Source organism: Pseudomonas sp. FP198 (assembly GCF_030687895.1).
GTDB lineage: Bacteria > Pseudomonadota > Gammaproteobacteria > Pseudomonadales > Pseudomonadaceae > Aquipseudomonas.
On the sequence record NZ_CP117452.1, the window covers coordinates 5,426,099 to 5,452,646 of the forward strand.

Genomic DNA, 26,548 nt, shown 5'->3' on the forward strand with positions numbered 1-26,548 from the left:
TTGAGCAGCAAGCATCGCGGTTGAAGCATCTGGCCCCTTCGCGAGCAGGCTCGCTCCCACAGTTGATCTTCCACAGACGCACCTTTTGCTGCTCAACCGAAACCAGTGTGGGAGCGAGCCTGCTCGCGAAGAAGGCATCAGCCTCACAGAAACATCAGAACCTGGACCCAGGCCTCTTCAGGAATTCCAGTTCCTCAGCCGTGGACTCACGCCCCAACACCGCATTGCGATGAGGGAAGCGTCCAAACCGGGCAATGATCTTCTGATGCCGTTCGGCATAATCCAAGTTGTCTTCAAACACCGCCCGCTGCGCCTGCGGTTGCTCCCGGACCAGGTCGATGAACCGCGACACGGCTTCGTTCTGTACCGCGAGGTTTTCGCAGTGTTCGAGTACCAGATAAATGAATACGCGCTGGATAGGCTTGAGTTGCCGGTCGAAACCCGCCGCCAGTCCCTGTGCTACCAGCGCTTGGGCACGCAGGTCGCCGGAAAAGCTTTTGGGGGTGTCGCGAAAGATCATCCGCGGAAGTTGATCGAGTAACAGCACCAGGGCCAGCCAACCTTCCGGGCGTTGCGCCCATTCGGTCAATCCGCCGGCCAGCGCCTGCTCGACCCGATCGCCGAAGCGCTCTTGCGCCTGGCGATCATGGCCTTTGCCGAACCACAGCTTGCCCTTGTCAGCCGCGATGTCATCGGGTGATTCGGCTGAACCGAACCACCAATCGAGCAACGGCTGCCAGGGCTCGGCCATGATTTATTCCTTGTGGTAGGCCGTGGCGCGGGCCACTTCTTCTTTCGAGCCGAGGAACACGGCCACGCGCTGGTGCAGGCCTTCAGGCTTGATGTCGAGAATGCGCTGGTGACCGTCGGTGGATGCGCCGCCCGCCTGTTCTACCAGGAACGACATCGGGTTGGCTTCGTACATCAGGCGCAGCTTGCCCGGCTTGGACGGCTCGCGGCTGTCGCGCGGGTACATGAACAAGCCGCCACGGGTCAGGATGCGGTGCACATCGGCAACCATCGCGGCGACCCAGCGCATGTTGTAGTTCTTTTTCAGCGGGCCTTCTTCGCCGGCCAGCAACTCGCTGACGTAGCGTTGTACCGGGGCTTCCCAGTGACGCTGGTTGGACATGTTGATGGCAAATTCCTGGGTGGTCTCAGGAATGGTGATGTCTTCGTGGGTCAGGACAAAACTGCCCATCTCGCGATCCAGGGTGAAGCCTTTCACGCCGTCGCCCAAGGTCAGCACCAGCATGGTCTGAGGCCCGTAGATGGCATAACCGGCGGCGACCTGTTCGGTGCCTGGCTGCAGGAAGGCCTTCTCGTTCAGCGCTTCGTTCTGGCTCAGGTACTCGTTCGGGCAACGCAGTACCGAGAAGATGGTGCCGACCGGCGCGTTGATGTCGATGTTCGACGAGCCGTCCAACGGGTCGAACACCAGCAGGTAGGCACCCTTGGGGTATTTGCCCGGGATCTGGTAGGCATTGTCCATTTCCTCGGACGCCATGCCGGCCAGGTGACCGCCCCACTCGTTGGCTTCGAGCAGGATTTCGTTGGACAGTACGTCGAGCTTCTTCTGCACTTCGCCCTGCACGTTCTCGGTGCCCATGCTGCCAAGGACACCACCCAGCGCGCCCTTGGAGACGGCGTGGCTGATTTCCTTGCACGCACGCGCCACCACTTCGATCAAAAAGCGCAGATCGGCAGGGGTATTGTTGCTGCGGGTCTGCTCAATCAAATAGCGACTCAAGGTAACGCGGGACATGGACGGCTCCGGAGAATAGGGGGCGGAAAACCCGCGCAGTTTAGCGCGAGTCGGGAGTTAATTCCTCCTATGAGACGGGATATGGAGGATTGAGTTCACGGGGTGGCGGTTCGCTTGGGTATTTCTGTTGATTGGCAGGACGTCATCGCGAGCAGGCTCGCTCCCACATTGGATCTTCAGCGCTCGCCAATCCAGTGAGAGCGAGCTTGCTCGCGATGAACACACCTCAGTTCTTGACCGGTGGCTTGCGCAACAGGCTGAACGCCATCGCCGCGAGGAACAGCACACTCAGCAGCAAGACCGCCCACAAGCCGATTTTTTTCCAATTGGTCTCGACGGGCGCAGGCGTGGTTTCGACTCTTGGGGTCGACGTGGCCGTGCCGTTCACCGTTGCCGTACCCAACGTCGCCAGCCGTGAAGGTTTGTAGTCGGGCACCAGCGTGGTCAATGGCAAACTGGCCGCCTTGACTGTCGAGCTGCCCAGCGCCAGGCGCCAGGGGCCCTCGCCGCGCGCCAGGAACACCACCTGGGTCGGGCGCACGGCAAAGCGCAGGGCCGGGGCCTCGGCGCCCAGGCCACCGCCGCGCTCGTCCACCGTCAGCTTCAGTTGTTGAACGGTCTGGCCGGACAGTTGCAGCTGGTTTTGCAACACGTCCTGGCCATTCTGGGTCAGGCGATAGAGCAGACCGCTGCCCATCGGCTGCCAGGGTTGGCTGCTTTCGCGACGACCGGCCAGGGTCGCCGGCGCCAGGGTGTTGGCTTGGCTCAACTCGATCTGCACCTGTTCGACGTTCAACCCCATGGGTAACTGCCAGGTGTATTCGCCGGCCTTGGTCGTGCCACCGGCCAGAGGCTGCGACCAGACCAACGGCAGCGGCAGGCTCTCGCGGCTGGCGCTTTGCAGCTGGGCCGAGGTCAGCACCGGCGCCGAGGACGGCGAATCCCACAGCAGTCGCAAGTAGCGCGCCGATTGTCCCGGCAAGCTCACCTCATGCTGCTCGACCCGCTCATCGGCAAACGTCAGCCGCGCGATCTGGCCTTCGCCCCACGACTGCCAGTGCTGCAAGTCGTCGCTGGCTTCGATGGTGAAACGCTGGAAGCCATCGCGCTCGCTGGTCCAGTCGAGGATCAGTTGCTGCAACGGCGCCTTGATCGCGCTGGCGTCCAGCAACCAGCCGCGCAACTCTTCCTCGCCCGCCTCGAGCCGACTGGACGGCTGGACTTCCACCAGCGTGCCGTTGGCGTTCGATTGCACACGCACGCTGGGCGCACGCTCGCTGTCATCGGCGGCGTTGTATAGCGGGAACCATTTCACATCGGTGAGCGTGCGACTTTCCCGGCTCTGCGCCGATTCGCGAACCAATGCGTAGGCCTGGGCCTGGCCCGCCGAGTTGAAGACCCGCAAGTCGCTCAGGTCGGTCTGGCGCGCCTGCAACTGCACGTCCAGCGGCAACGCCAGGCGATACCACGGCCCCTCGCCGCTCAAGGCCAACGGCACCTGATGGGCGAAGTCTTGCGGTTGTTCCTGTGCCGCGGCAGACATGGCCACCCACAACCCCACCACGCCCAGCCCGATTCGACTCAACTTGCGACTCAACTTGCGACTCAAGATGACACTCCCTCACTGACAGGCATCGGCGGCTCGGCATCCACGACCGGCTCCGGGCGTTTGGGCGGCAGCGGCGCAAAGTAGCCGACCACCAGCAGCAACACGCCCACGCCGATAAACGACACGATCCGCGCCAGACCACCACGGTTACTCAATTCGACAAAGAACAGCTTGGCCACCACCACTGCAATCAACGCCGCGCCGATCAGCCACACCTCACGACGATGCCGCAGGTGTCCGCCAATCATCAGGCCCAGGGCGATCAGGGTCCAGACAATGGACAATCCGGCCTGCACGAACATGGATTCAAGCAACGCGTCCAGCTCGAACGGCACATCCATCCACTGGTGCGCAGTGCGCATCACCAAGGCGGTGAAGAACGCGAACAGCGACACGCCGGCGATCAACTGAGCGACCTGTCCGATCCGACTCCAGCGGTTCGTCGTTTGCTCCACGGCGTTGCGGGCCCACACATAGATACCGAACAAGGCGAACAGCAGACCCAGTTCCAACGGATTGAGCAACGGCACATAAGGCAGCGGCTCCGAGTTGCCATCACTGAACGTGTTGGTCAGCCAGAACCAACCGAGCATCAACAGTGCCATGGGCGCCGCCGCGTAGACGCGGTATTCGCGCGGTTGGGCCGACACCGGCCACGGCAAGGCACGCGGCGTCGCCATCAGCACCAGGTAGAGGCCTGGCAGGATCGCCCAGGCCAGCCACCGCCAGGCATTGTACTGCTCGGACAGCAACAGCAGGCCGTAACGCAATTCCAGCATCAGCACCGCCATCAACAACCAGCAACCGAGCACATGGGCCGTGCTGCGCGCCTGGGCCGGCAGCGTCGTAGCCAGGCGCTTGAGCGACAGGAAATGCACGGCAAATACCGCCAGCCAGGCCAGCCAGCCGAAATCCGCCGCCGGGTGATAACGGCTGTGCCCGACCGCCACCAGCACACAGCCTGCTGCTGGAATCAACAAGGTGCACAGCAGCCCCAACGCCGGCCATTTCAAGCGCAGCGACAACACGCTCCACACCGCCACGCTGGCGGCCGCGACAATCAACAAAAAACTGCCTTGCAGGTTTTGCGGGGCAAAGCGTAGCACTTCGCTGACCCACGCCAGCGCCCACCAACCGGCGCCCCAGATCAGCAGCAGCTCGGACAGGCGCTGCAAACTCAAGGCATCGAGTTCCCGCGCCGCGTGCGCCTTTTGCAGACGCCATGCGCCCACCAGCGCAGCCAGCCCCAGCACCAGCGGTGTCCAGAATCCGCTGTGGGCCAAGGGACGCAGGTCCTCGGTATCAAGCGAGCCCAGCAGCGCCGGCCCTGCCATGAGGAAAGCCGCACCGCCAATCACTTGCAGCAGCAGGCCAAAGACAAAGCTCACGCGCTGTTTCAGGTACAGGCTCAGCCAGATGATCAACAGACCGCTGGCCGCCCACACGCCGCTCGCCGTTTGCCAGGGCAGCACGAACAGTACCGCGAGATTGATCAGCACCAATCCGGCCAGCAACACCACCGACAAGCCGCGCAACAAGCGCACATCGTTGCGCACCATGTCGTCGCGCGCCGCCAGCAACATGCCGCCGATCAATGCCAGGCCGATCAGCGAGGCGCTGAGCAGACCGCTCCAACCAGCATTGAACACCGCGGCTGAATCGCCTTCGGCGCCTTGCAGGCGCAACAGGAACAGCGCTCCGCCGAGCAGTTGCACGGCAAACGCGGTAAACAGGAAGCTGCGTGACTGCAGGCGCAGGCCGACGACCAGCGTCGCCAGCCCGGCCAACGCCCATGCGATGGCAGTGCCATGCGTAAACAAAAACAATGGAGCCAGCAGGTAGAGGAAGCTCAGCCCCAGCACTGCCAGCACGGGCTGCCCGCGAAGCTCCCAGCTTGCGGCGTGCCCGGGCTCGGCCTTGCGCAGTTGGTAGAAGCTGAACAGCAAGGCACCACCGAGCATCAACGCGCCCAGCCACGAACCTTCCAGCAGGCTACCTTCGCCGCTATGCAGTTCGCTGACGAAGGCCAGCGCCGACCCCAATTGCAGCAACAGGGCAAAGATGCGCGCAAAAGGTCGCTGCTGACGCAGGCCGAGCCAGAAGATCCCGGCGCCTTCCACCGCCCACGCGGCGGCAGTCCAACGGGCGTCGAGGCCAAGGGGAATCGCCAGGCTGGTGAAAATCACGCCCAGGGCCAGGCAGGTTTCGGCCAGCAATACAGCGCGCCCGCCCATCAATACGCGGGCCAGCCCCATGTAGATCATGCCCAGGGCCAGGGCGCTGAAGGCGGCGGCGAATTCCAGATGCTGCACCAACGCGAACTGCAAGCCGAAGCCCACCAGCGGCGGACCGAACAGCATGCTGCCGTCCACGTAATCGCCCTTGCGCGCCGACCAGCGCAGCAGCGCTTGACGACTTTCATCTTCAGGCGCATCGCTCATTTCCAGTAGCTTGCGCCGGGTGAACAACAAGCCGATCGCCAGGTACATCAGGAAGAACACGATGAGGAACGGCTCAGTGCTCCAGAGCAGTTCCGGTGTATAGGAACGCAGGCCCCAGGCGAAACCGATGCCGAAGGTGCCGACGAAGCCGATCAGGTTGAGCAGGCGCCAGGCGCGGAACCAGGCAATCGCGAAGATGCCGGTATTGAGCAGGATGAAATAGCTGAACAGCGCGACATGGTTGCCGCTGCCGGTGGAGGTCAGGATCGGCGCGGCGAAGCCGCCCAGTGCGGCAGCTGCCGCCAGCCCCAGGGCATTCTGGGTAACGGCCAGGATCGCGGAAAACACCGTGACCGCCACCAACAAGCCCAGGGCAGCCTTGGAATCGAGCAGCGGGTGCAGGCGCATGGCGGCGAACACGGTCAGGTACAACACCGCAATCCCCGTCCCCTGCAACATCAACGCATAGTTGCTGTTGCGGTGGCGCAACCACCAGCCCAGGCCCAACAGGCCCAAGGCGCTGGCCGCGACGCCGGCGTAACGCAACTCGATCGGCACTACCATGCCTTCAGTGGCGTAGCGCAGCAGGAAGGCCAGGCCGAGGAACAACAGCACCACGCCGACCCGCAGTACGGTGTTGCCGCCGAACAGCCAGTTGCGCGCGCCCGTCCAGGCACGATCGATCAGGTTCGGACCACGAGGCGCCGCCGGCTCGGTAGTCCTCGGTTCCAGGGGCAGAGGTTCAAAGTCGCGGGTTGCGCGCCGACTGGATGTTTCGGGCGCAGGCGTCCAAACGTCATCGGGCAACGGCTGGCTGGCCTGGGTGGCCATCGCGGGGACCGGTTCGAGTTCTGGTGGCAGCTGCCAGATGAGCTCCGGCTCGGTGCGCGCCTCGGGCTTCGCCGCTTGGGCAACAACGATTTCCGGTGCCGGTGCCGGTTCACTCGCCTCGGCCACGTTGCCGCGTTCGAGCACCGCCAGACGCGCTTCCAACGTGAGCAGGCTGCGTTGGGCATCTTGCAGCAGGATCTGTTGCTTGGCCGCCTGGATACCCAGGCGTCCCAGTCGAAACGACTGGGCGATGCCTAGCCCCACCAGCGCACCGATCAGCGCGTCGGCAAACGACTCTTCCACCACCCAGCCGAGTGCCAGGCCCAACAGTGTCAAAATCCATTGCATATGGTCGATATCCCTAAGCGGCCCGTTGCGGGCATGACCGGGGTGATGTGGGGTCTGGCTCAGTCTAGTGGAAAACCCTGAAACCCTGTGGGAGCGAGCTTGCTCGCGATGGCTGCGTATCGGGCAATATGAATGTCGCCTGATACACCGCTATCGCGAGCAAGCTCGCTCCCACATTGGATTCCTGGCACTTCCAGTACTGATCCGGCCACGCAGCCCGGCGAAACTGACGCCTAGTATATCGACGAAGCCCAACCGCCGTTGGGCTTCGCTCACATTTCTTGCAACAGTCAGTCCAGGGCCTTCCAGATGTCGGTGGCGTATTCGCGAATGGTCCGGTCCGAGGAGAACCAGCCCATGCGCGCGGTGTTGAGCACCGCCGAGCGCCACCACTGCTTGGGATCGTGCCACCTCTCCTCGACTTTGGCCTGGGCGTTCCAGTAGGCGTCGAAATCGGCACACACCAGGAAGCGGTCGTAATCCACCAGCGAGTCCACCAGCCCGGTGTAGCGCATCGGATCGTCCGGCGAGAACACCCCGCCACGAATCGCTTGCAGCACATCATTGAGGCGATGGGACGCGGCGATGTCCGGCGCGGCACTGAATTCGCCGTTGCGCTTGCGTGCCTCCACCTGCTCGGCTGTAAGGCCGAAGATGAACATGTGCTCGCCACCGACGCGGTCATGCATCTCCACGTTGGCGCCGTCCATGGTGCCGATGGTCAGCGCGCCGTTGAGACCGAACTTCATGTTGCTGGTACCCGAGGCTTCGAAACCGGCCGTGGAAATCTGCTCCGAGAGGTCCGCCGCGGGGATGATGCTTTCGGCCAGGCTGACGTTGTAGTTGGGCAGGAACACCACTTTGAGCAAGCCGCGCACGGTCGGGTCGTTGTTGACCACCCGCGCGATGTCGTTGGTCAGCTTGATGATCAGCTTGGCCTGGTGATAACTGGCAGCGGCCTTGCCGGCGAAGATCTTCACCCGCGGCACCCAATCCACCTCCGGCTCGGCGCGGATCGCCTGGTACAGCGCCACGGTGTGCATCAGGTTGAGCAACTGGCGCTTGTACTCGTGGATCCGCTTGACCTGCACGTCGAACATCGCCGCCGGGTTGACGGCAATGCCCAGCCGCTCGTGGATCAGGTAGGCCAAGGCTTTCTTGCTGTGCAGGCGCTGTTCGGCGAATTGCTTGCGGAACGCCGGCTTGTCGGCGAACGGCTCCAGTTCGATCAGCCGCTCCTCGGGATTGTCGAGCACGCTCGGGCCGAGGGCGTCGACCATCATCGAGGTCAGTTCGGCGTTGGCCTGGAACAGCCAGCGGCGGAAAGTGATGCCGTTGGTCTTGTTGTTGATCCGGTCCGGATAAAGCTTGTGCAGCTCAGAAAATACGGTGCTGCGCATCAACTGCGTGTGCAGCCCGGACACGCCGTTGACGCTGTGGGAACCGAGGAACGCGAGGTTACCCATGCGCACCCGGCGACCGTTGTCTTCTTCGATCAGCGACACCGAGCGCAACACGTCGAAATCGTGCACGCCCTTGGCCCGCAGCGAATCGATATGCTGGGCGTTGATCAGGTAGATGATCTGCATGTGCCGCGGCAACATGCGCTCCATCAGCCCTACCGGCCAGGTTTCCAATGCTTCAGGCAGCAGCGTGTGGTTGGTGTAGGAGAGCGTGTCCTGGGTGATCTGCCAGGCCGCGTCCCACGCCACGTCGTAGACGTCCACCAATTGGCGCATCAGCTCGGCCACGGCAATCGACGGGTGGGTGTCGTTGAGCTGGATCGCCGCGTGATCGCCCAGGGTCAGTACCGAGGTGTGCATGTTGCGATGGCGGCGCAGCAAATCCTGCAGCGAAGCAGCGACGAAGAAATATTCCTGGCGCAGGCGCAGTTCCTGGCCGGCTTCGGTGCTGTCGGCCGGGTACAACACGCGGGAAATACTCTCGGCCCGGGCCACTTCCGCTACGGCGCCGAGGTGGTCGCCAGCGTTGAAGCGCTCCAGGTGCAGGTCTTCCACGGCTCGGGCGCGCCACAGGCGCAGGGTATTGACGCTGGCACCACGCCAGCCGACGACCGGCGTGTCATAGGCAATCGCCCGCACGGTCTCGGCCGGGGACCATACCTGCCGGGTCTTGCCGGTTTCATCGGTGACAGTCTCGACGCTGCCGCCGAAGCCGATCGGGTAGACCACCTCCGGACGCTCGAATTCCCACGGGTTGCCGAAATCCAGCCAGTGCTCGGTCTGCTCCTGTTGCCAGCCGTCGACAATCGCCTGGCGGAACAGGCCGTGCTCGTAACGAATGCCATAACCATGGCCGGCGATACCGAGGGTCGACATGCTTTCCATGAAGCACGCCGCCAGACGGCCGAGACCGCCGTTGCCCAAGGCCGCGTCAGGCTCCAGCAGACGGATGCGCTCAAGGTCCACGCCCAGCTCGGTCAAGGCTTCGCGGGCGGTGTCGAGCAAGCCGAGGTTGCTCAGGCTGTCGTACAGCAGCCGGCCGATGAGAAACTCCAGGGAGAGGTAGTAGACGCGCTTCTGGCCCTTTCGGTAGATCTGCCGCGTATGGTCCATCCAGTGTTCGACCATGTGGTCGCGGGCAGCGAGGGCGATGGCTTCGAACCAATCGTGATCAAACGCATGATCGGGGTCCTTGCCGACGGCATAAGTGAGTTTGGTCAACACGGCGTCGCGAAAAGCCGCAACCTCGGCTTCGCGAACAAGTGGTTCTTGAGTCATTGATGAGACCTCGAACGAGCATGGAAATGTCTGAGCCTAGACGGTCTGACAGACGGTACGGGCTCTTGGTTCGGTGGTTTTTCCCCGGTGTCGGAGAATCGCCGCCAGAGAATTGCCAGATAGGCGAGTGAATGCAGGGGCCGTGCCGGTCCAGGCGGGGTTTTGCCGCGAGCTAAAAAAAACCGGCAGATGGTCGTTAAAAATTTCACCAGTCCCGGTATGATCGCGCGCCCTGATGCATGCTGGTAAACCGTGATGATGAAGCCCAACCTGATCGCCGCCGCGGAGATCGACCGACTCGATACCTGGGCCAAGTATTCCGCCCCGATGTGCGGTTCCTGCGTGTCGAGCTGCTGCACGCTGCCGGTGGAGGTCAAGATCAAGGACCTGATCCGCATCGGCATCGTCGATGAATTCGAGCTGGGCGACCCGCCGAAAAACATCGCCAAGCGCCTGCAAAAGGAAGGGATCGTCGAGCGCTACAACCAGAAATCGGAAATCTTCACGCTCCAGCGCATGAGCAACAACGATTGCCTGTATCTGGATCGCAAGAGCCGGCTGTGCACCATTTATGAAAAGCGCCCGGACACCTGCCGCAATCATCCACGGGTCGGGCCACGGCCGGGATATTGCGCCTACAAGCCCAAGGAAGTGGAGCGCGAGCGTAATCCGCGGACGTTGGACAGATTTTGAACAACTGATGGTTTAGCGGCGCCTGCAATACCGTCTTCGCGAGCAGGCTCGCTCCCACAGGGGCATTATGTCGTTCACAATCTTGCGTCCGACAAGTAACCACTGTGGGAGCGAGGCCCTCACAGGCGCCACATAAATCCCAGGCACAAAAAAACGCCCCCGGTTTCACAACCGGGGGCGTTTTTCATTCAGCCTTGGCTAAATCAGTTCTTGGCTTTCTTGGCGGCGCGGGTACGCTCGCTTTCGTCCAGGATCTTCTTGCGCAGGCGGATCGACTTAGGCGTCACTTCACACAGCTCGTCGTCCTGGATGAATTCCAGAGCCTGTTCCAGGGTGAAGCGAACAGGTGGAACCAGGGCGATGGTTTCGTCTTTACCCGAAGCACGCATGTTGTCGAGCTTCTTGCCCTTGGTAGGGTTCACGCCCAGGTCGTTGTCACGGCTGTTCAGACCAACGATCTGGCCGCCGTAGATTTCCTGGCCGTGTTCAACGAACAGCTTGCCACGCGCCTGGAGGGTTTCCAGGGAGTAGGTCAGTGCCTTGCCGGTTTCAACCGAAACCAGAACGCCATTCTGACGGCCGGACATGTCGCCGGACTTCATCACGTCGTAACGGTCGAAGATCGAAGTCAGGATGCCAGCGCCGTTGGTCAGGGTCAGGAACTGGTTACGGAAACCGATCAGACCACGAGCAGGGATGTTGTATTCCAGACGTACACGGCCCTTGCCATCCGGCACCATGTTGGTCAGGTCGCCCTTACGCAGGCCCATCTCTTCCATCACCTTGCCTTGGGATTCTTCCGGCAGGTCGATGGTGACGTTTTCGAACGGTTCGTGCTTCACGCCGTCAACCAGGCGGATGATCACTTCCGGACGGCCTACAGCCATTTCGAAGCCTTCGCGACGCATGGTTTCGATCAGAACCGAGAGGTGCAGTTCGCCACGGCCCGAGACCTTGAACTTGTCAGCCGAGTCGCCTTCTTCAACGCGCAGTGCAACGTTGTACAGCAGCTCTTTGTCCAGACGTTCCTTGATGTTACGGGAAGTCACGAACTTGCCTTCTTTACCGCAGAATGGCGAGTCGTTTACCTGGAAGGTCATGGAAACGGTTGGCTCGTCGACGGTCAACGGCTTCATCGCTTCAACGGTGTCCGGGTGGCACAGGGTGTCGGAGATGAACAGCGAGTCCATGCCGCTGATGCAGACGATGTCGCCGGCAGCTGCTTCTTCAACGTCTACACGGTGCAGACCGTGGTGACCCATCAGCTTGAGGATACGACCGTTGCGCTTCTTGCCGTCGGCACCGATAGCCACGACCGGGGTGTTCGGCTTGACGCGGCCACGGGCGATACGGCCAACACCGATCACACCCAGGAAGCTGTTGTAGTCCAGTGCCGAGATCTGCATCTGGAACGGGCCGTCACGGTCGACTTTCGGCGCGGGTACGTTGTCGACGATCGACTGGTACAGCGGGGTCATGTCGTCAGCCATTTCGGTGTGGTCCAGACCGGCAATACCGTTCAGGGCCGAGGCGTAGACGACTTTGAAGTCCAGCTGTTCTTCGGTGGCGCCCAGGTTGTCGAACAGGTCGAAGATCTGGTCCAGAACCCAGTCCGGACGCGCGCCTGGACGGTCAACCTTGTTGATGCACACGATCGGACGCAGGCCGGCTTCGAAGGCCTTCTTGGTCACGAAACGGGTTTGCGGCATAGGGCCGTCCTGGGCGTCGACCAGCAGCAGCACGGAGTCGACCATCGACATCACGCGCTCGACTTCACCACCGAAGTCGGCGTGGCCCGGGGTGTCCACGATGTTGATGTGGTAGCCGTTCCAGTTGATGGCGGTGTTTTTCGCCAGGATGGTAATACCGCGCTCTTTTTCCTGGTCGTTGGAGTCCATCACGCGCTCGTCGTTGAGCTCGTTGCGCTCCAGGGTGCCGGATTGACGCAAGAGTTTGTCTACCAGGGTGGTCTTACCATGGTCAACGTGAGCAATGATGGCGATGTTGCGTAGATTTTCGATCACTTGTGTATCTCGATCAGAGGATTCGGTGTGCTGACAGGTCGTGGCAGCGATTTACAGTAGAGTCCGACAGTTACAGCGTGTCGGCGGCGTCGGGGGGCCGGTGACGCAGGCCACAGGCAAACAGCCCCGGGCACTTAGCTCGGTCGATAAACGCGCACATTGGCATGCCCCTCACTGAGCAAATGATGGGCATGCAGGCGACTCATCACGCCTTTGTCGCAATACAGCAGGTACTGGCGAGTAGGGTCCAGTTCCTTGAAACGCGCGTTCACTGCATAGAACGGCATCGTTTGTACCTCGACGCCGGCAACGCTCAGCGGGTCGTCTTCAGCATCGTCCGGATGACGGATGTCGATGATGATCTGACCGGCCAGCGCTTCGCCGACTTCTTCAATCTGGATGTCCTGGCCCAATTCGTCGATGACCCGATCGATCGGCACCAGCCTGGCGTTCTCGATTGCGCGTTCGAGTACCGCCATGTCGAATTCTTTCTCTTCGTGCTCCACGCGCCCGCGCTTGGCCGCCGTCTTCGGATTGACCGAGATGACCCCGCAGTACTCCGGCATGTGCCGGGCAAAATCGGCGGTGCCGATTTCCGTGGCCGTGTCGATGATGTCCTGCTTGTGGCTGGCGATCAGTGGCCGCAGCACGAGTTTCTCGGTTACGCAGTCGATCACCGACAGGTTCGGCAGCGTCTGGCTCGACACCTGGGAAATCGCCTCGCCGGTGACCAGCGCGTCGATGTGCAGGCGGTCGGCGATGCTCGTCGCGGCACGCAACATCATACGCTTCAAAATGACGCCCATATGACTGTTATCGACTTTGCCGAGAATCTCGCCCAGGACTTCCTCGAACGGCACGCTCACAAATAACACGCGCTGGGAGCTGCCGTACTTCTTCCAGATGAAGTGCGCCACTTCCATGACGCCCAGTTCGTGGGCGCGCCCGCCGAGGTTGAAGAAGCAGAAATGGCTCATCAAGCCGCGACGCATGATCTGGTAGGCGGCGACGGTGGAGTCGAAACCACCGGACATCAATACCAGCGTCTGTTCCAGCGAACCCAGCGGATAACCGCCGATGCTGTCGTGCTGGCTGTGGATCACGAACAACCGTTGGTCGCGAATCTCGATGCGCACTTCAACTTCAGGGTCTTTCAGGGAGATACCGGCCGCGCCGCACTGCCGGCGCAACTGGCTGCCGACATAACGTTCGACGTCCATCGAGCTGAACGGGTGCTTGCCGGCGCGCTTGCAGCGTACCGAGAAGATCTTGCCGGCCAGGGCATCACCATAATGGAGCATGCACTTGGCGAGGATATCGTCGAAGTCCCCCAGCGGATATTCGTCGACCTGGAGGAAATGCGCGATGCCTGGCATGCAGCTCAGGCGCTCGGTCATTTCCTTCAAGGCCTTGGGTTCGCTGACGCGGGTTTCCAGTTCGAGGTTGTCCCACACGCCATTCACCACCACGGCCGGGTCCAGGTCACGGAGCACGGCACGGATGTTCTTGGCCAACTGGCGGATGAAACGCATCCGTACCGGGCGGCTCTTGATGGTGATCTCGGGGAAGACTTTTACGATTAGTTTCATGAAAACAGCGCGCGAACGGCCAGCCGAAAAAGGGGGGCGCGGATTATAGCGGAAATTGCTCAAGGTTTAACCAGTTAATCTGCACTTGGTTTTCAGCGCACCAAAACAGGTCACAATCCACAAATGGCGCCACATTGCGGTGCGCAATTGTCCGACAATCCGCGCCCAGGCCCTTTCAAAAGCGAGGATTTGGTGCAAAAAACCCATGCTGGGGCACTGGCATGCAAATTGCTCCCTTGTGAGGCAGGTTGCCTTGGCAGAGTATTCGCGCCGGCATCACCCATATCTAAGGGCACACCATTACCGCCCGAAGCCACCCGGAGGACATATGTCGAAGTCGGTTCAACTCATCAAAGATCATGACGTCAAGTGGATTGATCTGCGCTTCACTGACACCAAGGGCACTCAACATCACGTGACCATGCCGGCCCGTGATGCGCTGGACGACGAATTCTTTGAAATCGGCAAGATGTTCGACGGTTCCTCCATCTCCGGCTGGAAAGGCATCGAAGCCTCCGACATGATCCTGATGCCGGACGACGAAACCGCGGTCCTCGATCCGTTCACCGAAGAGCCGACCCTGATCCTGGTTTGCGACATCATCGAACCTTCGACCATGCAAGGCTATGACCGCGACCCACGCGCCATCGCCCACCGCGCCGAGGAATACCTGAAGTCCACCGGTATCGGCGACACCGCTTTCTTCGGTCCTGAGCCTGAGTTCTTCATCTTCGACTCGGTCAAGTTCAAATCCGACATCTCCGGCTCCATGTTCAAGATCTTCTCCGAACAGGGTTCGTGGATGTCCGACCAGGACGTGGAAGGCGGCAACAAAGGCCACCGTCCAGGCGTCAAAGGCGGCTACTTCCCGGTTCCACCGTTCGACTTCGACCACGAAATCCGTACTTCCATGTGCAACGCGCTGGAAGAAATGGGCCAGACCGTCGAAGTTCACCACCACGAAGTGGCGACTGCCGGCCAGAACGAAATCGGCGTGAAGTTCAACACGCTGGTCAAGAAGGCTGACGAAGTCCAGACCCTGAAGTACTGCGTACACAACGTTGCCGACGCCTACGGCCGCACCGCGACCTTCATGCCGAAGCCTCTGTACGGCGACAACGGTTCGGGCATGCACGTGCACATGTCGATCTCCAAGGACGGCAAGAACACCTTCGCCGGCGAAGGTTATGCCGGTCTGTCGGACACCGCCCTGTACTTCATCGGCGGCATCATCAAGCACGGTAAGGCCCTGAACGGCTTCACCAACCCGTCGACCAACTCCTACAAGCGTCTGGTCCCAGGCTTCGAAGCACCGGTCATGCTGGCCTACTCGGCTCGCAACCGTTCCGCCTCGATCCGTATTCCTTACGTGAACAGCCCTAAGGCTCGTCGTATTGAAGCGCGCTTCCCGGATCCGGCTGCCAACCCGTACCTGGCCTTCGCAGCACTGATGATGGCCGGCCTGGACGGTATCCAGAACAAGATCCACCCTGGCGATGCCGCCGACAAGAACCTGTATGACCTGCCGCCTGAAGAGGCCAAGGAAATCCCACAGGTTTGCGGTAGCCTGAAAGAAGCCCTGGAAGAACTGGACAAGGGCCGTGCGTTCCTGACCAAGGGCGGCGTATTCAGCGATGACTTCATCGACGCTTACATCGCGCTGAAAAGCGAAGAAGAAATCAAGGTTCGCACCTTCGTACACCCACTGGAATATGAGCTGTACTACAGCTGCTGATCCGGTAGCGCCGGTCACGCACGGCGTGAAATAAAAGAGGCCTCCTTCGGGAGGCCTTTTTCATGGGCGCCGGTTACAGGCATGATGCCTCGTCGCTCCTTGATAAAGACGAGACTGCCCATGACTTCGCGCCTCAAACTCTGCCTTGCCCTGTCCGCCGCACTGCTGGCCACCAGCGCCGAAGCGGGCAACGCCCCCGAAGCCCTCACTCCGCTGCTGAACGCCATTGGCGAACGCCTGGCCATCGCCGATCAGGTAGCGTTGAGCAAATGGGACAGCGGCAAACCGGTGGAGGATCGCCAGCGTGAGCGTGAAGTCATTGCCGCCGCCGTCGCCCAGGCGCCGGCCTACAAACTGACCGGCGAAACCGTGGAAGCGTTTTTCGCCGCCCAGATTGAAGCCAACAAACTGGTGCAATACATCAACCTGTCCGACTGGGCCCTCGACGGCAAGGCCCCGGACCTGCCACGCCCGGACCTGGTGGGCGAGATCCGCCCCAAACTCGATCGATTGCAAAAACGCCTGTTGCAGCAGCTGGCCGACTTCGCCCCCTACCGCACCGACCCGCAGTGCCCGCAATGGCTGGCCCGCGCCACCCACCACAACAAACAACACCCAATACACAGGCTCGCCTTGATCCGGGCAACTGCCGGGCTGTGCGTGTCCGCAAAATCCTGACACACCAAAACTCCCACTGTGGGAGCGAGCCTGCTCGCGAAGAGGCCCGCACATTCAGCACTTCAGCGCCTGACACGCCGCCTTCGCGAGCAGGCTCGCTCCCACAGGAAATACGTGCAACACAGCAACTGGGCCAACCAGCCGCGCTGACCTATGCTGCACCCATCACCTTTCGTTTTCGGTCGATTTTTCCATGGGTCGGGTTTACTCAATCATCCTCTTATCGCTGTTGGCATTGCCTGCTACCGCGCAGATCTACAAATACACCGACGCCGACGGCAACACCGCCTACAGCAATCAGCCACCCGACGGCGTACCGGCCCAGGCCGTGGAATTGCCGCCGCTCAACAGCGTGGAATCCCAGACACCGGCCAGCCGCGAAGCACCTGCGGCCGCGCAAGGCAGCGACGCGCCGCGTAACGCCTATGACATCCTGGAACTGACCGACATCCCCACCGAAGAAGCCCTGCGCGCCAATAACGGCACCTTCACCGTTGGCGTCCGGGCCCAGCCACGCCTGCAAAGCCCGCATCTGTTCAGGCTATTGCTGGACGGCCAGCCGTACGGGCAGCCGAGTAACGTGCCGCGCCTGCAACTGGTGAACATCGATCGCGGCGAACACAGCCTGGCAGTCCAGGTCCTCAACGGGGAACGCCTCGTGCAACAAAGCGAAACCGTTACCTTCACCGTCCAGCGGATTCACCTTCCATGATCCGCTGGCTGCTCGCCCTCGGCCTGCTGCTGGTGGCGCTACCGAGCCTGGCGCAGGTCTACACCTACATCGACGCTCAGGGCAATCGCGTCTTCACCGACCAGCCACGCCCCGGCAACGCGAAGAAAGTGCCGCTACCGCCAGGCAACCGGATGCCGGCCACGCCCTCCGGTACTACGCCGACGGCGACCGCCGGAAAGCCACCCGCCGAGCCCTTGTTCCGATACGAGATGCTCCGGCTGCTGATCCCCGAGCCAGATGCGACGATACGCAGTACCGCCGGGGAACTGATCGTCACCGCCACCAGTGAGCCCGGTTTGCAGAAAGGCCATCGCTACCGCCTGCTGCTGGACGGCAAGCCGACTGGCGAACCGGGACCCAGCCCAGTGTTTGCGCTGAAGAACATTGATCGCGGCACCCATCACCTGGCGGTGGAGATCCTCGACGAGCAAGCGCGAATCGTCGAACGCACCGCCAACCAGCCCTTCCACATGCAGCGCATGTCCCTGGCGCAAAAGCGCCGCGTCAAACCCTGTGCTATCGCCGACTACGGCCAACGCCCCGAATGCCCCCTGGCGGACAAGCCCGAGGAGGAAAAAAGCAGCATCCTGCCCTTCTTCTAATGCCATCCAGGATGGCGCACCATGTCGGTGCACAGCTCTGCACCTCTACCCAGATTCCAACCCATTTTGGTTCGAAACTACCCGCGATAACTGGCAGAACGCCACACAGATGGGCGGGAAAAGGCTATTTGACGCCTGAAACGCTTCTTTTCGGAGCCTTGGTTTGGTTTTTGCATTTTGCTGGTATCAGCGCATGAATCGCGCGCGCGATTTGGGGGCTTGCCCTTGATCGCTACGCTTTAAAAGAGGTCCTGATGACCATTAGCGACGCACTACACCGTTTGCTGCTCGACAATCTCACCACCGCGACCATCCTGCTCGACGCCGAACTGCGTCTGGAGTACATGAACCCGGCGGCAGAGATGCTCCTGGCCGTCAGCGGCCAGCGCAGCCATGGGCAGTTCATCAGCGAACTGTTTACCGAATCCGCCGAAGCGCTGAATTCCCTGCGCCAGGCCGTCGAACAGGCCCACCCGTTCACCAAGCGCGAAGCGATGCTCACCGCCCTGACCGGCCAGACCCTGACGGTCGACTACGCGGTAACGCCGATCCTCAACAACAATGCCACCCTCCTGCTTCTGGAAGTCCATCCCCGTGATCGCCTGCTGCGCATCACCAAGGAGGAGGCGCAATTGTCCAAGCAGGAAACCAGCAAGATGCTGGTGCGCGGCCTGGCCCATGAGATCAAGAATCCGCTGGGTGGCATTCGTGGCGCGGCGCAGTTGCTCGCCCGGGAACTGCCGGAAGAAAGCCTCAAGGACTACACCAACGTCATCATCGAAGAAGCCGACCGCCTGCGAAACCTGGTGGACCGCATGCTCGGCTCGAACAAGCTGCCCTCGCTGGCGCTGTGTAACGTTCATGAAGTACTGGAGCGCGTCAGCAGCCTGGTGGAGGCAGAGAGCCAGGGCTGCATCAGCTTGGTGCGCGACTACGACCCGAGCATTCCCGACGTCCTGATCGACCGCGAGCAGATGATCCAGGCGGTGCTGAACATCGTGCGCAACGCCATGCAGGCCATCAGCAGCCAGAGCGAGCTGCGCATGGGTCGCATCAGCCTGCGCACCCGCGCCATGCGCCAGTTCACCATCGGCCATGTGCGCCATCGCCTGGTGACCAAGATCGAAATCATCGACAACGGCCCGGGCATCCCTGCGGAACTGCAGGAAACCATCTTCTTTCCCATGGTCAGCGGCCGTCCGGACGGTACCGGGCTGGGCCTGTCCATCACCCAGAACATCATCAGTCAGCATCAGGGCTTGATCGAATGTGAGAGCCACCCCGGCCACACCACTTTCTCGATCTTCCTGCCACTGGAACAAGGAGCCACATCGACATGAGCCGTAGTGAAACCGTGTGGATCGTCGATGACGACCGTTCTATCCGCTGGGTCCTGGAAAAAGCCTTGCAACAGGAAGGCATGACCACCCAGAGCTTCGACAGCGCCGACGGGGTGATGAGCCGCCTGGCCCGTCAGCAGCCGGACGTCATCATTTCCGACATCCGCATGCCCGGCGCCAGTGGCCTGGACTTGCTGGCGCGGATTCGCGAGCAACATCCGCGGCTGCCAGTGATCATCATGACCGCTCACTCCGACCTGGACAGCGCCGTGGCGTCTTACCAGGGCGGTGCGTTCGAATACCTGCCCAAGCCGTTCGACGTCGACGAAGCCGTGTCCCTGGTCAAGCGCGCCAACCAGCACGCCCAGGAACAACAAGGCCTGGAAGAAGTCCCGGCCCTGGCCCGCACCCCGGAAATCATCGGCGAAGCGCCGGCGATGCAGGAAGTGTTTCGCGCCATCGGTCGACTGAGCCATTCCAACATCACCGTGCTGATCAACGGTGAGTCGGGCACCGGCAAGGAATTGGTAGCCCACGCCCTGCACCGCCACAGCCCACGAGCGGCGTCGCCATTCATTGCGCTGAACATGGCGGCGATTCCCAAGGACCTGATGGAGTCCGAGCTGTTCGGCCATGAAAAAGGCGCGTTCACCGGCGCGGCCAACCTGCGCCGGGGCCGCTTCGAACAAGCCGATGGCGGTACGTTGTTCCTGGATGAAATCGGCGACATGCCGGCCGATACCCAGACCCGGCTGCTGCGGGTACTGGCTGACGGCGAGTTCTATCGAGTCGGCGGGCATACGCCGGTCAAGGTCGATGTCCGGATCATCGCCGCGACCCACCAGAACCTGGAAACCCTGGTCCACGCCGGCAAGTTCCGCGAAGACCTGTTCCATCGCCTGAACGTGATCCGCATCCACATCCCGCGCCTGGCGGACCGTCGCGAGGACATCCCGACCCTGGCCCGGCACTTCCTCGGCCGTGCGGCCCAGGAGCTGGCGGTGGAGCCCAAGCTGCTCAAGAGCGAGACCGAGGAATACCTCAAGAACCTGCCATGGCCCGGCAACGTGCGCCAACTGGAGAACACCTGCCGCTGGATCACTGTGATGGCGTCGGGTCGCGAAGTGCACATCAGCGACTTGCCACCGGAACTGTTGAGCCTGCCACAGGATTCGGCGCCGGTGACCAACTGGGAACAGGCCCTGCGCCAATGGGCCGACCAGGCCCTGGCCCGCGGTCAATCGAGCCTGCTCGACAGCGCCGTCCCGGCCTTCGAACGCATCATGATCGAAACGGCCCTCAAGCACACCGCCGGCCGCCGCCGCGACGCCGCCGTGCTGCTGGGCTGGGGCCGCAATACCTTGACTCGCAAGATCAAGGAATTGGGGATGAAGGTTGATGGAGGGGATGATGATGAGGGGGATGAGGGCTGATCAGCCTTTGACCCTTCGCTGAATTTGAGGGCCCTATCGCGAGCAAGCTCGCTCCCACAAAGGCCAATACCATCCAATGTGGGAGCGAGCCTGCTCGCGAAGCTTCAGAAGATTCGTGCACCGCTTCAATGCACTGCGAACCGCAATTGCTCATGTACGACGAGCCAGAACCGATCGCCCTAGCTTCAAAAAACCGCTCAACACCTAAGCAAAAGCCCCGGAATACGGGGCTTTTTCGCATCTTCAGCAGTTTTTTGTGACAAGCCATTTAAAACTGGCACGCCCCCTGCAATAACCCAATCACTACCCAGTTTCGGGGACCTTGGTACAGGCAGGCCGGGGATTCCCCTCTTTTACACCGGGCTCATCGAGCCCACTGTTTTGGGGGCCTTGATACAGGCAGGTCAAGGTTTCCCTTCTTTACATCCGGGCTGCGCCTTCACGGCAAGCCCTCCCGTTTTGGGGACCTTTGGTACAGGCAGGCCGGGGATTCCCTCTTTTATTGCTCCTGGAGACGGATCTCCAGCCGCCAGCGGTCATCGACCTCGCTGCCGGTCCACTCCCCTCGCAACGGACGCGCCGCCACCAAAGTCAGCAACAGCCCCTTGTCACTCAACCGCACCCGCCAGTTCACGTCCTTGCCGTTGAGCTTGAGCTGGCCTTTCTGCGGCCGACCTTGCGCCTGAAATAACAGCGCCACGGAGCCGTCGATGATTTCCCCATGGAGCTCCGGTTCGTTGTTGAACCAGGCCACCAGCCCTCCCTGGGTGACCTCGACCTGTTGCAACTCGCTCGGATCGGGCGTCGTCAGGCGGCCGATCATCAGCCCGACCATCATGCCGACGATCGCCAGAGAGCCCATCACCCGAGGCAATAGCTTCGAACGCCGATCGGTTTGCGGCGTAGAATGCCGCTCATCTTTATCTGCGGAGCCGTGCATGTTTCACGTCATCCTTTTTCAACCGGAAATACCACCCAATACCGGCAACGTCATCAGGCTGTGCGCCAACAGCGGCTGCCACCTGCACCTGATCGAACCGCTGGGCTTCGAAATGGACGACAAGCGCCTGCGCCGCGCCGGCCTCGACTACCACGAGTATGCCACCTTGCAGCGGCACGCCGACTTGGCCAGCTGCCTGGAAAGCCTGGGGCATCCGCGCCTGTTCGCCTTCACCACCAAGGGCTCGCGGCCGTTTCATGACGCCAGCTTCGTCGCCGGCGATGCATTCCTGTTCGGCCCGGAAAGCCGTGGCCTGCCGGCCGAAGTGCTGGACGCACTACCGGCGGACCAACGCTTGCGCTTGCCGATGCGTGAAGGCTGCCGCAGCCTGAACCTGTCAAACACCGTGGCGGTGGCGGTTTATGAGGCGTGGCGGCAGAACGGCTTTCAATAGCATCGCATAACAAATGTGGGAGCGAGCCTGCTCGCGAAAGCGTCAGCTCAGTCGGTACTTGATTGACTGATATAGCGCTTTCGCGAGCAGGCTCGCTCCCACAGGTGTGATACTCGGCCGACAGCGCCGCTTACTGGACGGTCGCGCCGCCTTCTTGTTGCATGCGCTGCAGCTCTTGCGCGTACAGGGCATCGAAGTTCACCGGGGCCAGCATCAGGGCCGGGAACGAACCGCGGGTCACCAGGCTGTCCAGTGTTTCGCGGGCGTACGGGAACAGGATGTTCGGGCAGAACGCGCCCAGCGTGTGGCTCATCGAAGCGGCATCCAGATTCTTGATCAGGAAGATACCGGCCTGCTGGACTTCGGCGATGAACGCGACTTCGTCGCCATTCTTCACGGTCACCGACAGGGTCAGCACCACTTCGTGGAAGTCTTCTTCCAGGGCTTTCTGGCGGGTATTCAGGTCCAGGGCCACGCTCGGCTCCCACTGCTGGCGAAAGATCGCCGGGCTTTTCGGGGCTTCGAAGGACAGGTCGCGAACGTAAATACGCTGCAAGGAGAATTGCGGTGCGGCTTCTTCTTCAGTGGCAGCTGTGTTCTGTTGGTCAGTCATCGCAGATCCTTCTTACTTTCAGGTTCTATTAATTGGGAATTCAAGCCTTGAGCAGCGCGTCGAGCTTGCCGGCGCGCTCCAAGGCGAACAGGTCGTCGCAACCGCCCACGTGGGTGTCGCCGATCCAGATCTGCGGCACGGAGGTACGCCGGGCCTTCTGGGTCATTTCGGCGCGCAGTTGCGGCTTGCCGTCGACCTTGATCTCTTCGAAGGCTACGCCCTTGTTCTTGAGCAGCATCTTGGCTCGGGAGCAATAGGGGCAGTAATCGCTGGAATAGACAACTACGTGGGGCATGTCACTTCACCAGGGGCAGATTGTCGGCTTTCCAGCTCGCAACGCCACCAGACAGTTTGGCGGCGGTGAAGCCGGACTTCATCAGTTCGCGGGCAAGGGTACCGGCCTGCTGGCCTTGGGCGTCGACCAGGATCAGCGTCTTGGCCTTGTGTTTTTCCAGTTCGGCCACACGAGCGATCAGTTTGTCCTGAGGAATGTTCAGCGCGCCGACGATGTGACCGGCGGCGTAATCCTTGGTCGGGCGGATGTCGACCACTACGCCGGCGTCCTTGTTGACCAGCGCGGTCAGCTCGCCGGTGCTCAGGCTGCGACCGCCGCCCTGCATCGTGTGGGCAACCAGCAACGCCAGCAGTACGACGAAGATACCGACGAGAATGTAGTGGTTAGTGGCAAATTCAATCAGGTGAGCAACCATCGAAGGAGGTTCCAGGGCGTTAAAATGTCGGCCAGTATACACAGCACGCAAGGCCGGCCAAACCCCGCCCGGCGGTGACGGCACCGGAACTTACCTTTAAACTGCCCGTCCCTTTTCCATCGTCTTCTTTTAACCAGCCACGAGTGGATTCCATGACTACCACGCCTAAACCTTTGGTCCTGATGATTCTGGACGGCTTCGGTCACAGTGACAGCCACGAATCCAACGCCGTCTACGCGGCCAGGAAGCCTGTGCTGGATCGCCTGTGGGCCACCGTGCCGAACGGCTTGATCTCCGGCAGCGGCATGGACGTCGGCCTGCCCGACGGGCAGATGGGCAACTCCGAAGTCGGCCACATGAACCTCGGCGCCGGCCGCGTGGTGTATCAGGATTTCACCCGCGTGACCAAATCGATCCGCGACGGCGAATTTTTTGAAAACCCGACCATCTGCGCCGCCGTGGATAAAGCCGTAGCTGCCGGCAAGGCCGTGCACTTCATGGGCCTGCTGTCCGACGGTGGCGTGCACAGCCATCAGGACCACCTGATCGCCATGGCCGAGCTGGCCGCCAGGCGCGGTGCTACCAACATCTATCTTCACGCCTTCCTGGATGGCCGCGACACGCCGCCGAAGAGCGCCGAATCGTCGATCAAATTGCTCGACGACACGTTCAAGACCCTCGGCAAGGGCCGAATCGCCAGCCTGATCGGCCGTTACTTCGCCATGGACCGTGACAACCGCTGGGACCGCGTCGCCCAGGCCTACAACCTGATCGTCGACGGCAATGCCGAATTCCACGCCGCCACCGCGCAAGAAGGCCTGCAAGCTGCCTATGAGCGTGGTGAAAGCGACGAGTTCGTCAAGGCCACCACCCTCGGCGAGCCGGTAAAAGTCGAAGACGGCGACGCCGTGGTGTTCATGAACTTCCGCGCCGACCGTGCCCGCGAACTGACTCGCGTATTCGTCGAAGATGATTTCAAGGAATTCGAGCGCGCCCGCCAGCCGAAACTGGCCGGTTTCGTGATGCTGACTCAATACGCCGCCAGCATTCCCGCGCCATCGGCCTTCGCTGCCGGTAGCCTGGAAAACGTGCTGGGCGATTACCTGGCGAAAAACGGCAAGACCCAACTGCGCATCGCGGAAACCGAGAAGTACGCCCACGTGACGTTCTTCTTCTCCGGCGGCCGCGAAGAGCCCTTCCCGGGCGAAGAGCGCATCCTGATCCCGTCGCCGAAAGTCGCCACCTACGACCTGCAACCGGAAATGAGCGCGCCGGAAGTGACCGACCGCATCGTCGACGCCATCGAGAACCAGCGTTATGACGTGATCGTGGTCAACTACGCCAACGGTGACATGGTCGGCCACAGCGGCGTGTTCGACGCAGCGGTCAAGGCCGTGGAATGCCTGGACACCTGCGTCGGCCGCATCGTCGAGGCGCTGGAAAAAGTCGGCGGCGAAGCGCTGATTACCGCCGACCACGGTAACGTCGAGCAGATGTCCGACGAGTCCACTGGCCAGGCCCACACGGCCCACACCACTGAGCCGGTGCCATTCATCTATGTCGGCAAGCGTGACTTCAAGGTCCGCGACGGCGGCGTGCTGGCCGACGTGGCGCCGACCATGCTGATGCTTCTGGGCATGGAACAGCCGGCGGAGATGACCGGGACTTCGATCCTGGTCTGACGTCGCAGCATTGAGCAGGGGTTTGTGTGGCGAGGGAGCTTGCTCCCGTTCGATGGCGCAGCCATCGCAGAGCCTTCTGGCTTGATCTATTGTCGAGGGGCTGCTTCGCAGCCCAGCGGGAGCAAGCTCCCTCGCCACAGCAAGCTCGCTCCCACAATGGTTTCTGGTGTTTTTTCGGCCAGTTATCACACAGCCCCAAATGGGCGTTTTTTTTGCAGCGTGGGGCGGGCATACTAGGCCGTCCCTTTCCCTGGTGCCACCCGCCTCTATGCTCCGCGTCCTGATAGCCCTTGCTCTGACCTGCCTGCTCCAACCGGCCTTCGCGGACGAGCGCGCGCAAACCCAACAACAGTTGGAAGCCACGCGCCAGGACATCGCCGAGCTGAAGAAGCTGCTGAACAAGTTGCAGGAAGAAAAATCCAGCGTGCAGAAAGACCTGCGCGGCACCGAAACCGAGATGGGCAAGCTGGAGAAGCAGGTCGACGCCCTGCAGAAAGAGCTGAAGAAAAGCGAATCCGAGTTGCAGCGCCTCGATGGAGAGAAAAAAAAACTCCAGAGCGCGCGCACTGAACAGCAAAAGCTGATCGCCATCCAGGCTCGGGCGGCCTACCAGAACGGTCGCCAGGAATACCTCAAGCTGCTGCTCAATCAGCAGAATCCCGAGAAATTCGCCCGCACCCTCACCTATTACGACTACCTGAGCCAGGCCCGCCTGGAGCAGCTCAAGAGCTTCAATGAAACCCTGCGCCAGCTGGCCAATGTCGAGAAAGACATCGAGCTGCAGCAAGCCCAGTTGCTCGTGCAGAAAAGCAGCCTCGACACCCAGCGCGAAGAACTCGAGAAGGTTCGCAAGGAGCGCCAGGTGGCCCTGGCCAAGCTCAATGACGACGTGAAGGCTCGCGACAGCAAGCTCAAGGCCCGCGAACAGGACCAGGCCGAACTGGCAAATGTCTTGAAAACCATCGAGGAAACCCTGGCTCGCCAGGCTCGGGAGGCGGAAGAAGCGCGGCAGAAAGCGCTGATCGCCCAGCAGGAAGCCGAAAAAAAGCGTTTGCGTGAAGCCCAGGCCGACGCCGATGCCGGCGAAGCCCCGCGCAAGCCGGCTAAATCCAGCCCCGGCGCAGTGGTTTCCAGCGATGGCGAAACCTTCGGCGGTGCTTTTGCTTCAGCCCGGGGCAAACTTCCATGGCCGGTCAATGGTCGATTACTTGCACGCTTCGGTGAAACCCGTGGCGACGATACCCGCACCAAGTGGGACGGCGTGATGATCAGCGCTTCCGCCGGTAGCCAGGTGCACGCCGTACATGGCGGGCGCGTGGTGTTTGCCGACTGGCTGCGCGGTGCCGGCCTGCTGGTGATCCTCGATCACGGCAACGGATACCTGAGCCTTTACGGCCACAACCAGACGCTGCTCAAATCGGCGGGGGATGTGGTCAAGGCCGGCGAGTCCATCTCCACGGTCGGCAACAGTGGCGGGCAGGACACGCCAGCACTGTATTTTGCTATTCGCCAGCAGGGTCGCCCCAGTGACCCGGCACAATGGTGTCGTGCGCAAGGATAAGCGCGCCCATCCAACTCAGGAGTTCG

Annotated in this window: 21 protein-coding genes; 10 read left to right on the plus strand and 11 right to left on the minus strand. The window is 61.5% G+C overall.

Features of this window, described 5'->3' with window-relative positions; translation table 11 throughout:
* Window positions 1-154: 154 nt before the first annotated feature.
* From PSH78_RS24635 to PSH78_RS24655, 5 genes are all read right to left on the minus strand, one after another.
* Window positions 155-751 carry a DUF924 family protein gene (locus tag PSH78_RS24635; protein ID WP_305497415.1) on the minus strand — a complete coding sequence of 199 codons (597 nt, stop codon included), beginning with the start codon at window positions 749-751 and terminating at the stop codon, window positions 155-157.
* Between the two features lie 3 nt (window positions 752-754).
* The gene (locus tag PSH78_RS24640) at window positions 755-1,765 is read right to left on the minus strand and encodes a class 1 fructose-bisphosphatase (RefSeq protein WP_030141457.1); all 1,011 of its coding nucleotides are present in this window, start codon (window positions 1,763-1,765) and stop codon (window positions 755-757) included.
* Between the two features lie 226 nt (window positions 1,766-1,991).
* Window positions 1,992-3,308 carry a DUF3999 domain-containing protein gene (locus tag PSH78_RS24645; protein WP_370871142.1) on the minus strand — a complete coding sequence of 439 codons (1,317 nt, stop codon included), beginning with the start codon at window positions 3,306-3,308 and terminating at the stop codon, window positions 1,992-1,994.
* 62 nt (window positions 3,309-3,370) lie between these two features.
* A complete protein-coding gene (locus PSH78_RS24650) occupies window positions 3,371-6,994 on the minus strand; it encodes a DUF2339 domain-containing protein (protein ID WP_305497416.1) in 3,624 nt (1,207 codons plus the stop codon).
* A 290-nt stretch (window positions 6,995-7,284) separates the two neighbouring features.
* On the minus strand, window positions 7,285-9,735 hold the full coding sequence (locus PSH78_RS24655; RefSeq protein ID WP_305497418.1) for a glycogen/starch/alpha-glucan phosphorylase: 2,451 nt from the start codon (window positions 9,733-9,735) through the stop codon (window positions 7,285-7,287).
* A 255-nt stretch (window positions 9,736-9,990) separates the two neighbouring features.
* On the opposite strand from PSH78_RS24655, the gene PSH78_RS24660 reads away from it, so the two are divergent.
* Window positions 9,991-10,428, plus strand: coding sequence for a YkgJ family cysteine cluster protein (locus tag PSH78_RS24660; protein WP_024778075.1), 438 nt, complete (start codon window positions 9,991-9,993; stop codon window positions 10,426-10,428).
* A 203-nt stretch (window positions 10,429-10,631) separates the two neighbouring features.
* Here the strand turns inward: PSH78_RS24660 and typA are convergent, their stop codons facing one another.
* Together typA and thiI are read right to left on the minus strand one after the other, a co-directional pair.
* Entirely contained in the window at window positions 10,632-12,452 is a 1,821-nt protein-coding gene (typA, locus tag PSH78_RS24665) for a translational GTPase TypA (RefSeq protein ID WP_305497421.1), read from the minus strand.
* Between the two features lie 134 nt (window positions 12,453-12,586).
* Window positions 12,587-14,041 carry a tRNA uracil 4-sulfurtransferase ThiI gene (thiI, locus tag PSH78_RS24670; RefSeq protein ID WP_305497422.1) on the minus strand — a complete coding sequence of 485 codons (1,455 nt, stop codon included), beginning with the start codon at window positions 14,039-14,041 and terminating at the stop codon, window positions 12,587-12,589.
* A gap of 328 nt (window positions 14,042-14,369) precedes the next feature.
* Here thiI and glnA point away from each other — a divergent pair, with 328 nt between their 5' ends.
* The 6 genes from glnA to ntrC all read left to right on the plus strand — a co-directional run bounded on the left by glnA (window position 14,370) and on the right by ntrC (window position 20,562).
* Complete coding sequence (gene glnA / locus PSH78_RS24675; protein ID WP_186638815.1) at window positions 14,370-15,776, plus strand: type I glutamate--ammonia ligase; 1,407 nt, start codon at window positions 14,370-14,372, stop codon at window positions 15,774-15,776.
* A 120-nt stretch (window positions 15,777-15,896) separates the two neighbouring features.
* Window positions 15,897-16,454 carry a chorismate mutase gene (locus PSH78_RS24680; protein ID WP_305497423.1) on the plus strand — a complete coding sequence of 186 codons (558 nt, stop codon included), beginning with the start codon at window positions 15,897-15,899 and terminating at the stop codon, window positions 16,452-16,454.
* A gap of 193 nt (window positions 16,455-16,647) precedes the next feature.
* Window positions 16,648-17,166: a DUF4124 domain-containing protein gene (locus tag PSH78_RS24685; RefSeq protein ID WP_305497424.1), complete on the plus strand. Its 519-nt coding sequence runs from the start codon at window positions 16,648-16,650 to the stop codon at window positions 17,164-17,166.
* On the plus strand, window positions 17,163-17,789 hold the full coding sequence (locus PSH78_RS24690; RefSeq protein ID WP_305497425.1) for a DUF4124 domain-containing protein: 627 nt from the start codon (window positions 17,163-17,165) through the stop codon (window positions 17,787-17,789). The genes PSH78_RS24685 and PSH78_RS24690 overlap by 4 nt, the downstream gene beginning before the upstream one ends.
* Before the next feature lie 254 nt (window positions 17,790-18,043).
* The gene (gene glnL / locus PSH78_RS24695; protein WP_305497426.1) at window positions 18,044-19,129 is read left to right on the plus strand and encodes a nitrogen regulation protein NR(II); all 1,086 of its coding nucleotides are present in this window, start codon (window positions 18,044-18,046) and stop codon (window positions 19,127-19,129) included.
* The gene (ntrC, locus tag PSH78_RS24700) at window positions 19,126-20,562 is read left to right on the plus strand and encodes a nitrogen regulation protein NR(I) (RefSeq protein WP_186613250.1); all 1,437 of its coding nucleotides are present in this window, start codon (window positions 19,126-19,128) and stop codon (window positions 20,560-20,562) included. The genes glnL and ntrC overlap by 4 nt, the downstream gene beginning before the upstream one ends.
* 499 nt (window positions 20,563-21,061) lie before the next feature.
* Here ntrC and PSH78_RS24705 read toward each other — a convergent pair whose 3' ends face one another.
* The gene (locus PSH78_RS24705) at window positions 21,062-21,502 is read right to left on the minus strand and encodes a hypothetical protein (protein WP_305497427.1); all 441 of its coding nucleotides are present in this window, start codon (window positions 21,500-21,502) and stop codon (window positions 21,062-21,064) included.
* Between PSH78_RS24705 and trmL the strand changes: the two genes are divergently transcribed.
* A complete protein-coding gene (trmL, locus tag PSH78_RS24710) occupies window positions 21,501-21,956 on the plus strand; it encodes a tRNA (uridine(34)/cytosine(34)/5-carboxymethylaminomethyluridine(34)-2'-O)-methyltransferase TrmL (protein ID WP_092401422.1) in 456 nt (151 codons plus the stop codon). The genes PSH78_RS24705 and trmL overlap by 2 nt on opposite strands.
* A 130-nt stretch (window positions 21,957-22,086) precedes the next feature.
* On the opposite strand, the gene secB is transcribed toward trmL, so the two are convergent.
* The 3 genes from secB to PSH78_RS24725 are packed head-to-tail and all read right to left on the minus strand — an operon-like array spanning window position 22,087 to window position 23,279.
* The gene (gene secB / locus PSH78_RS24715; RefSeq protein WP_305497429.1) at window positions 22,087-22,569 is read right to left on the minus strand and encodes a protein-export chaperone SecB; all 483 of its coding nucleotides are present in this window, start codon (window positions 22,567-22,569) and stop codon (window positions 22,087-22,089) included.
* Between the two features lie 40 nt (window positions 22,570-22,609).
* The gene (gene grxC / locus PSH78_RS24720; RefSeq protein ID WP_305497430.1) at window positions 22,610-22,864 is read right to left on the minus strand and encodes a glutaredoxin 3; all 255 of its coding nucleotides are present in this window, start codon (window positions 22,862-22,864) and stop codon (window positions 22,610-22,612) included.
* Window position 22,865: 1 nt separating this feature from the next.
* On the minus strand, window positions 22,866-23,279 hold the full coding sequence (locus PSH78_RS24725) for a rhodanese-like domain-containing protein (protein ID WP_305497431.1): 414 nt from the start codon (window positions 23,277-23,279) through the stop codon (window positions 22,866-22,868).
* A gap of 152 nt (window positions 23,280-23,431) precedes the next feature.
* On the opposite strand from PSH78_RS24725, the gene gpmI reads away from it, so the two are divergent.
* A complete protein-coding gene (gpmI, locus tag PSH78_RS24730) occupies window positions 23,432-24,961 on the plus strand; it encodes a 2,3-bisphosphoglycerate-independent phosphoglycerate mutase (protein WP_305497432.1) in 1,530 nt (509 codons plus the stop codon).
* A 268-nt stretch (window positions 24,962-25,229) separates the two neighbouring features.
* Window positions 25,230-26,522: a murein hydrolase activator EnvC gene (locus tag PSH78_RS24735; protein WP_305497433.1), complete on the plus strand. Its 1,293-nt coding sequence runs from the start codon at window positions 25,230-25,232 to the stop codon at window positions 26,520-26,522.
* Window positions 26,523-26,548: the final 26 nt, after the last annotated feature.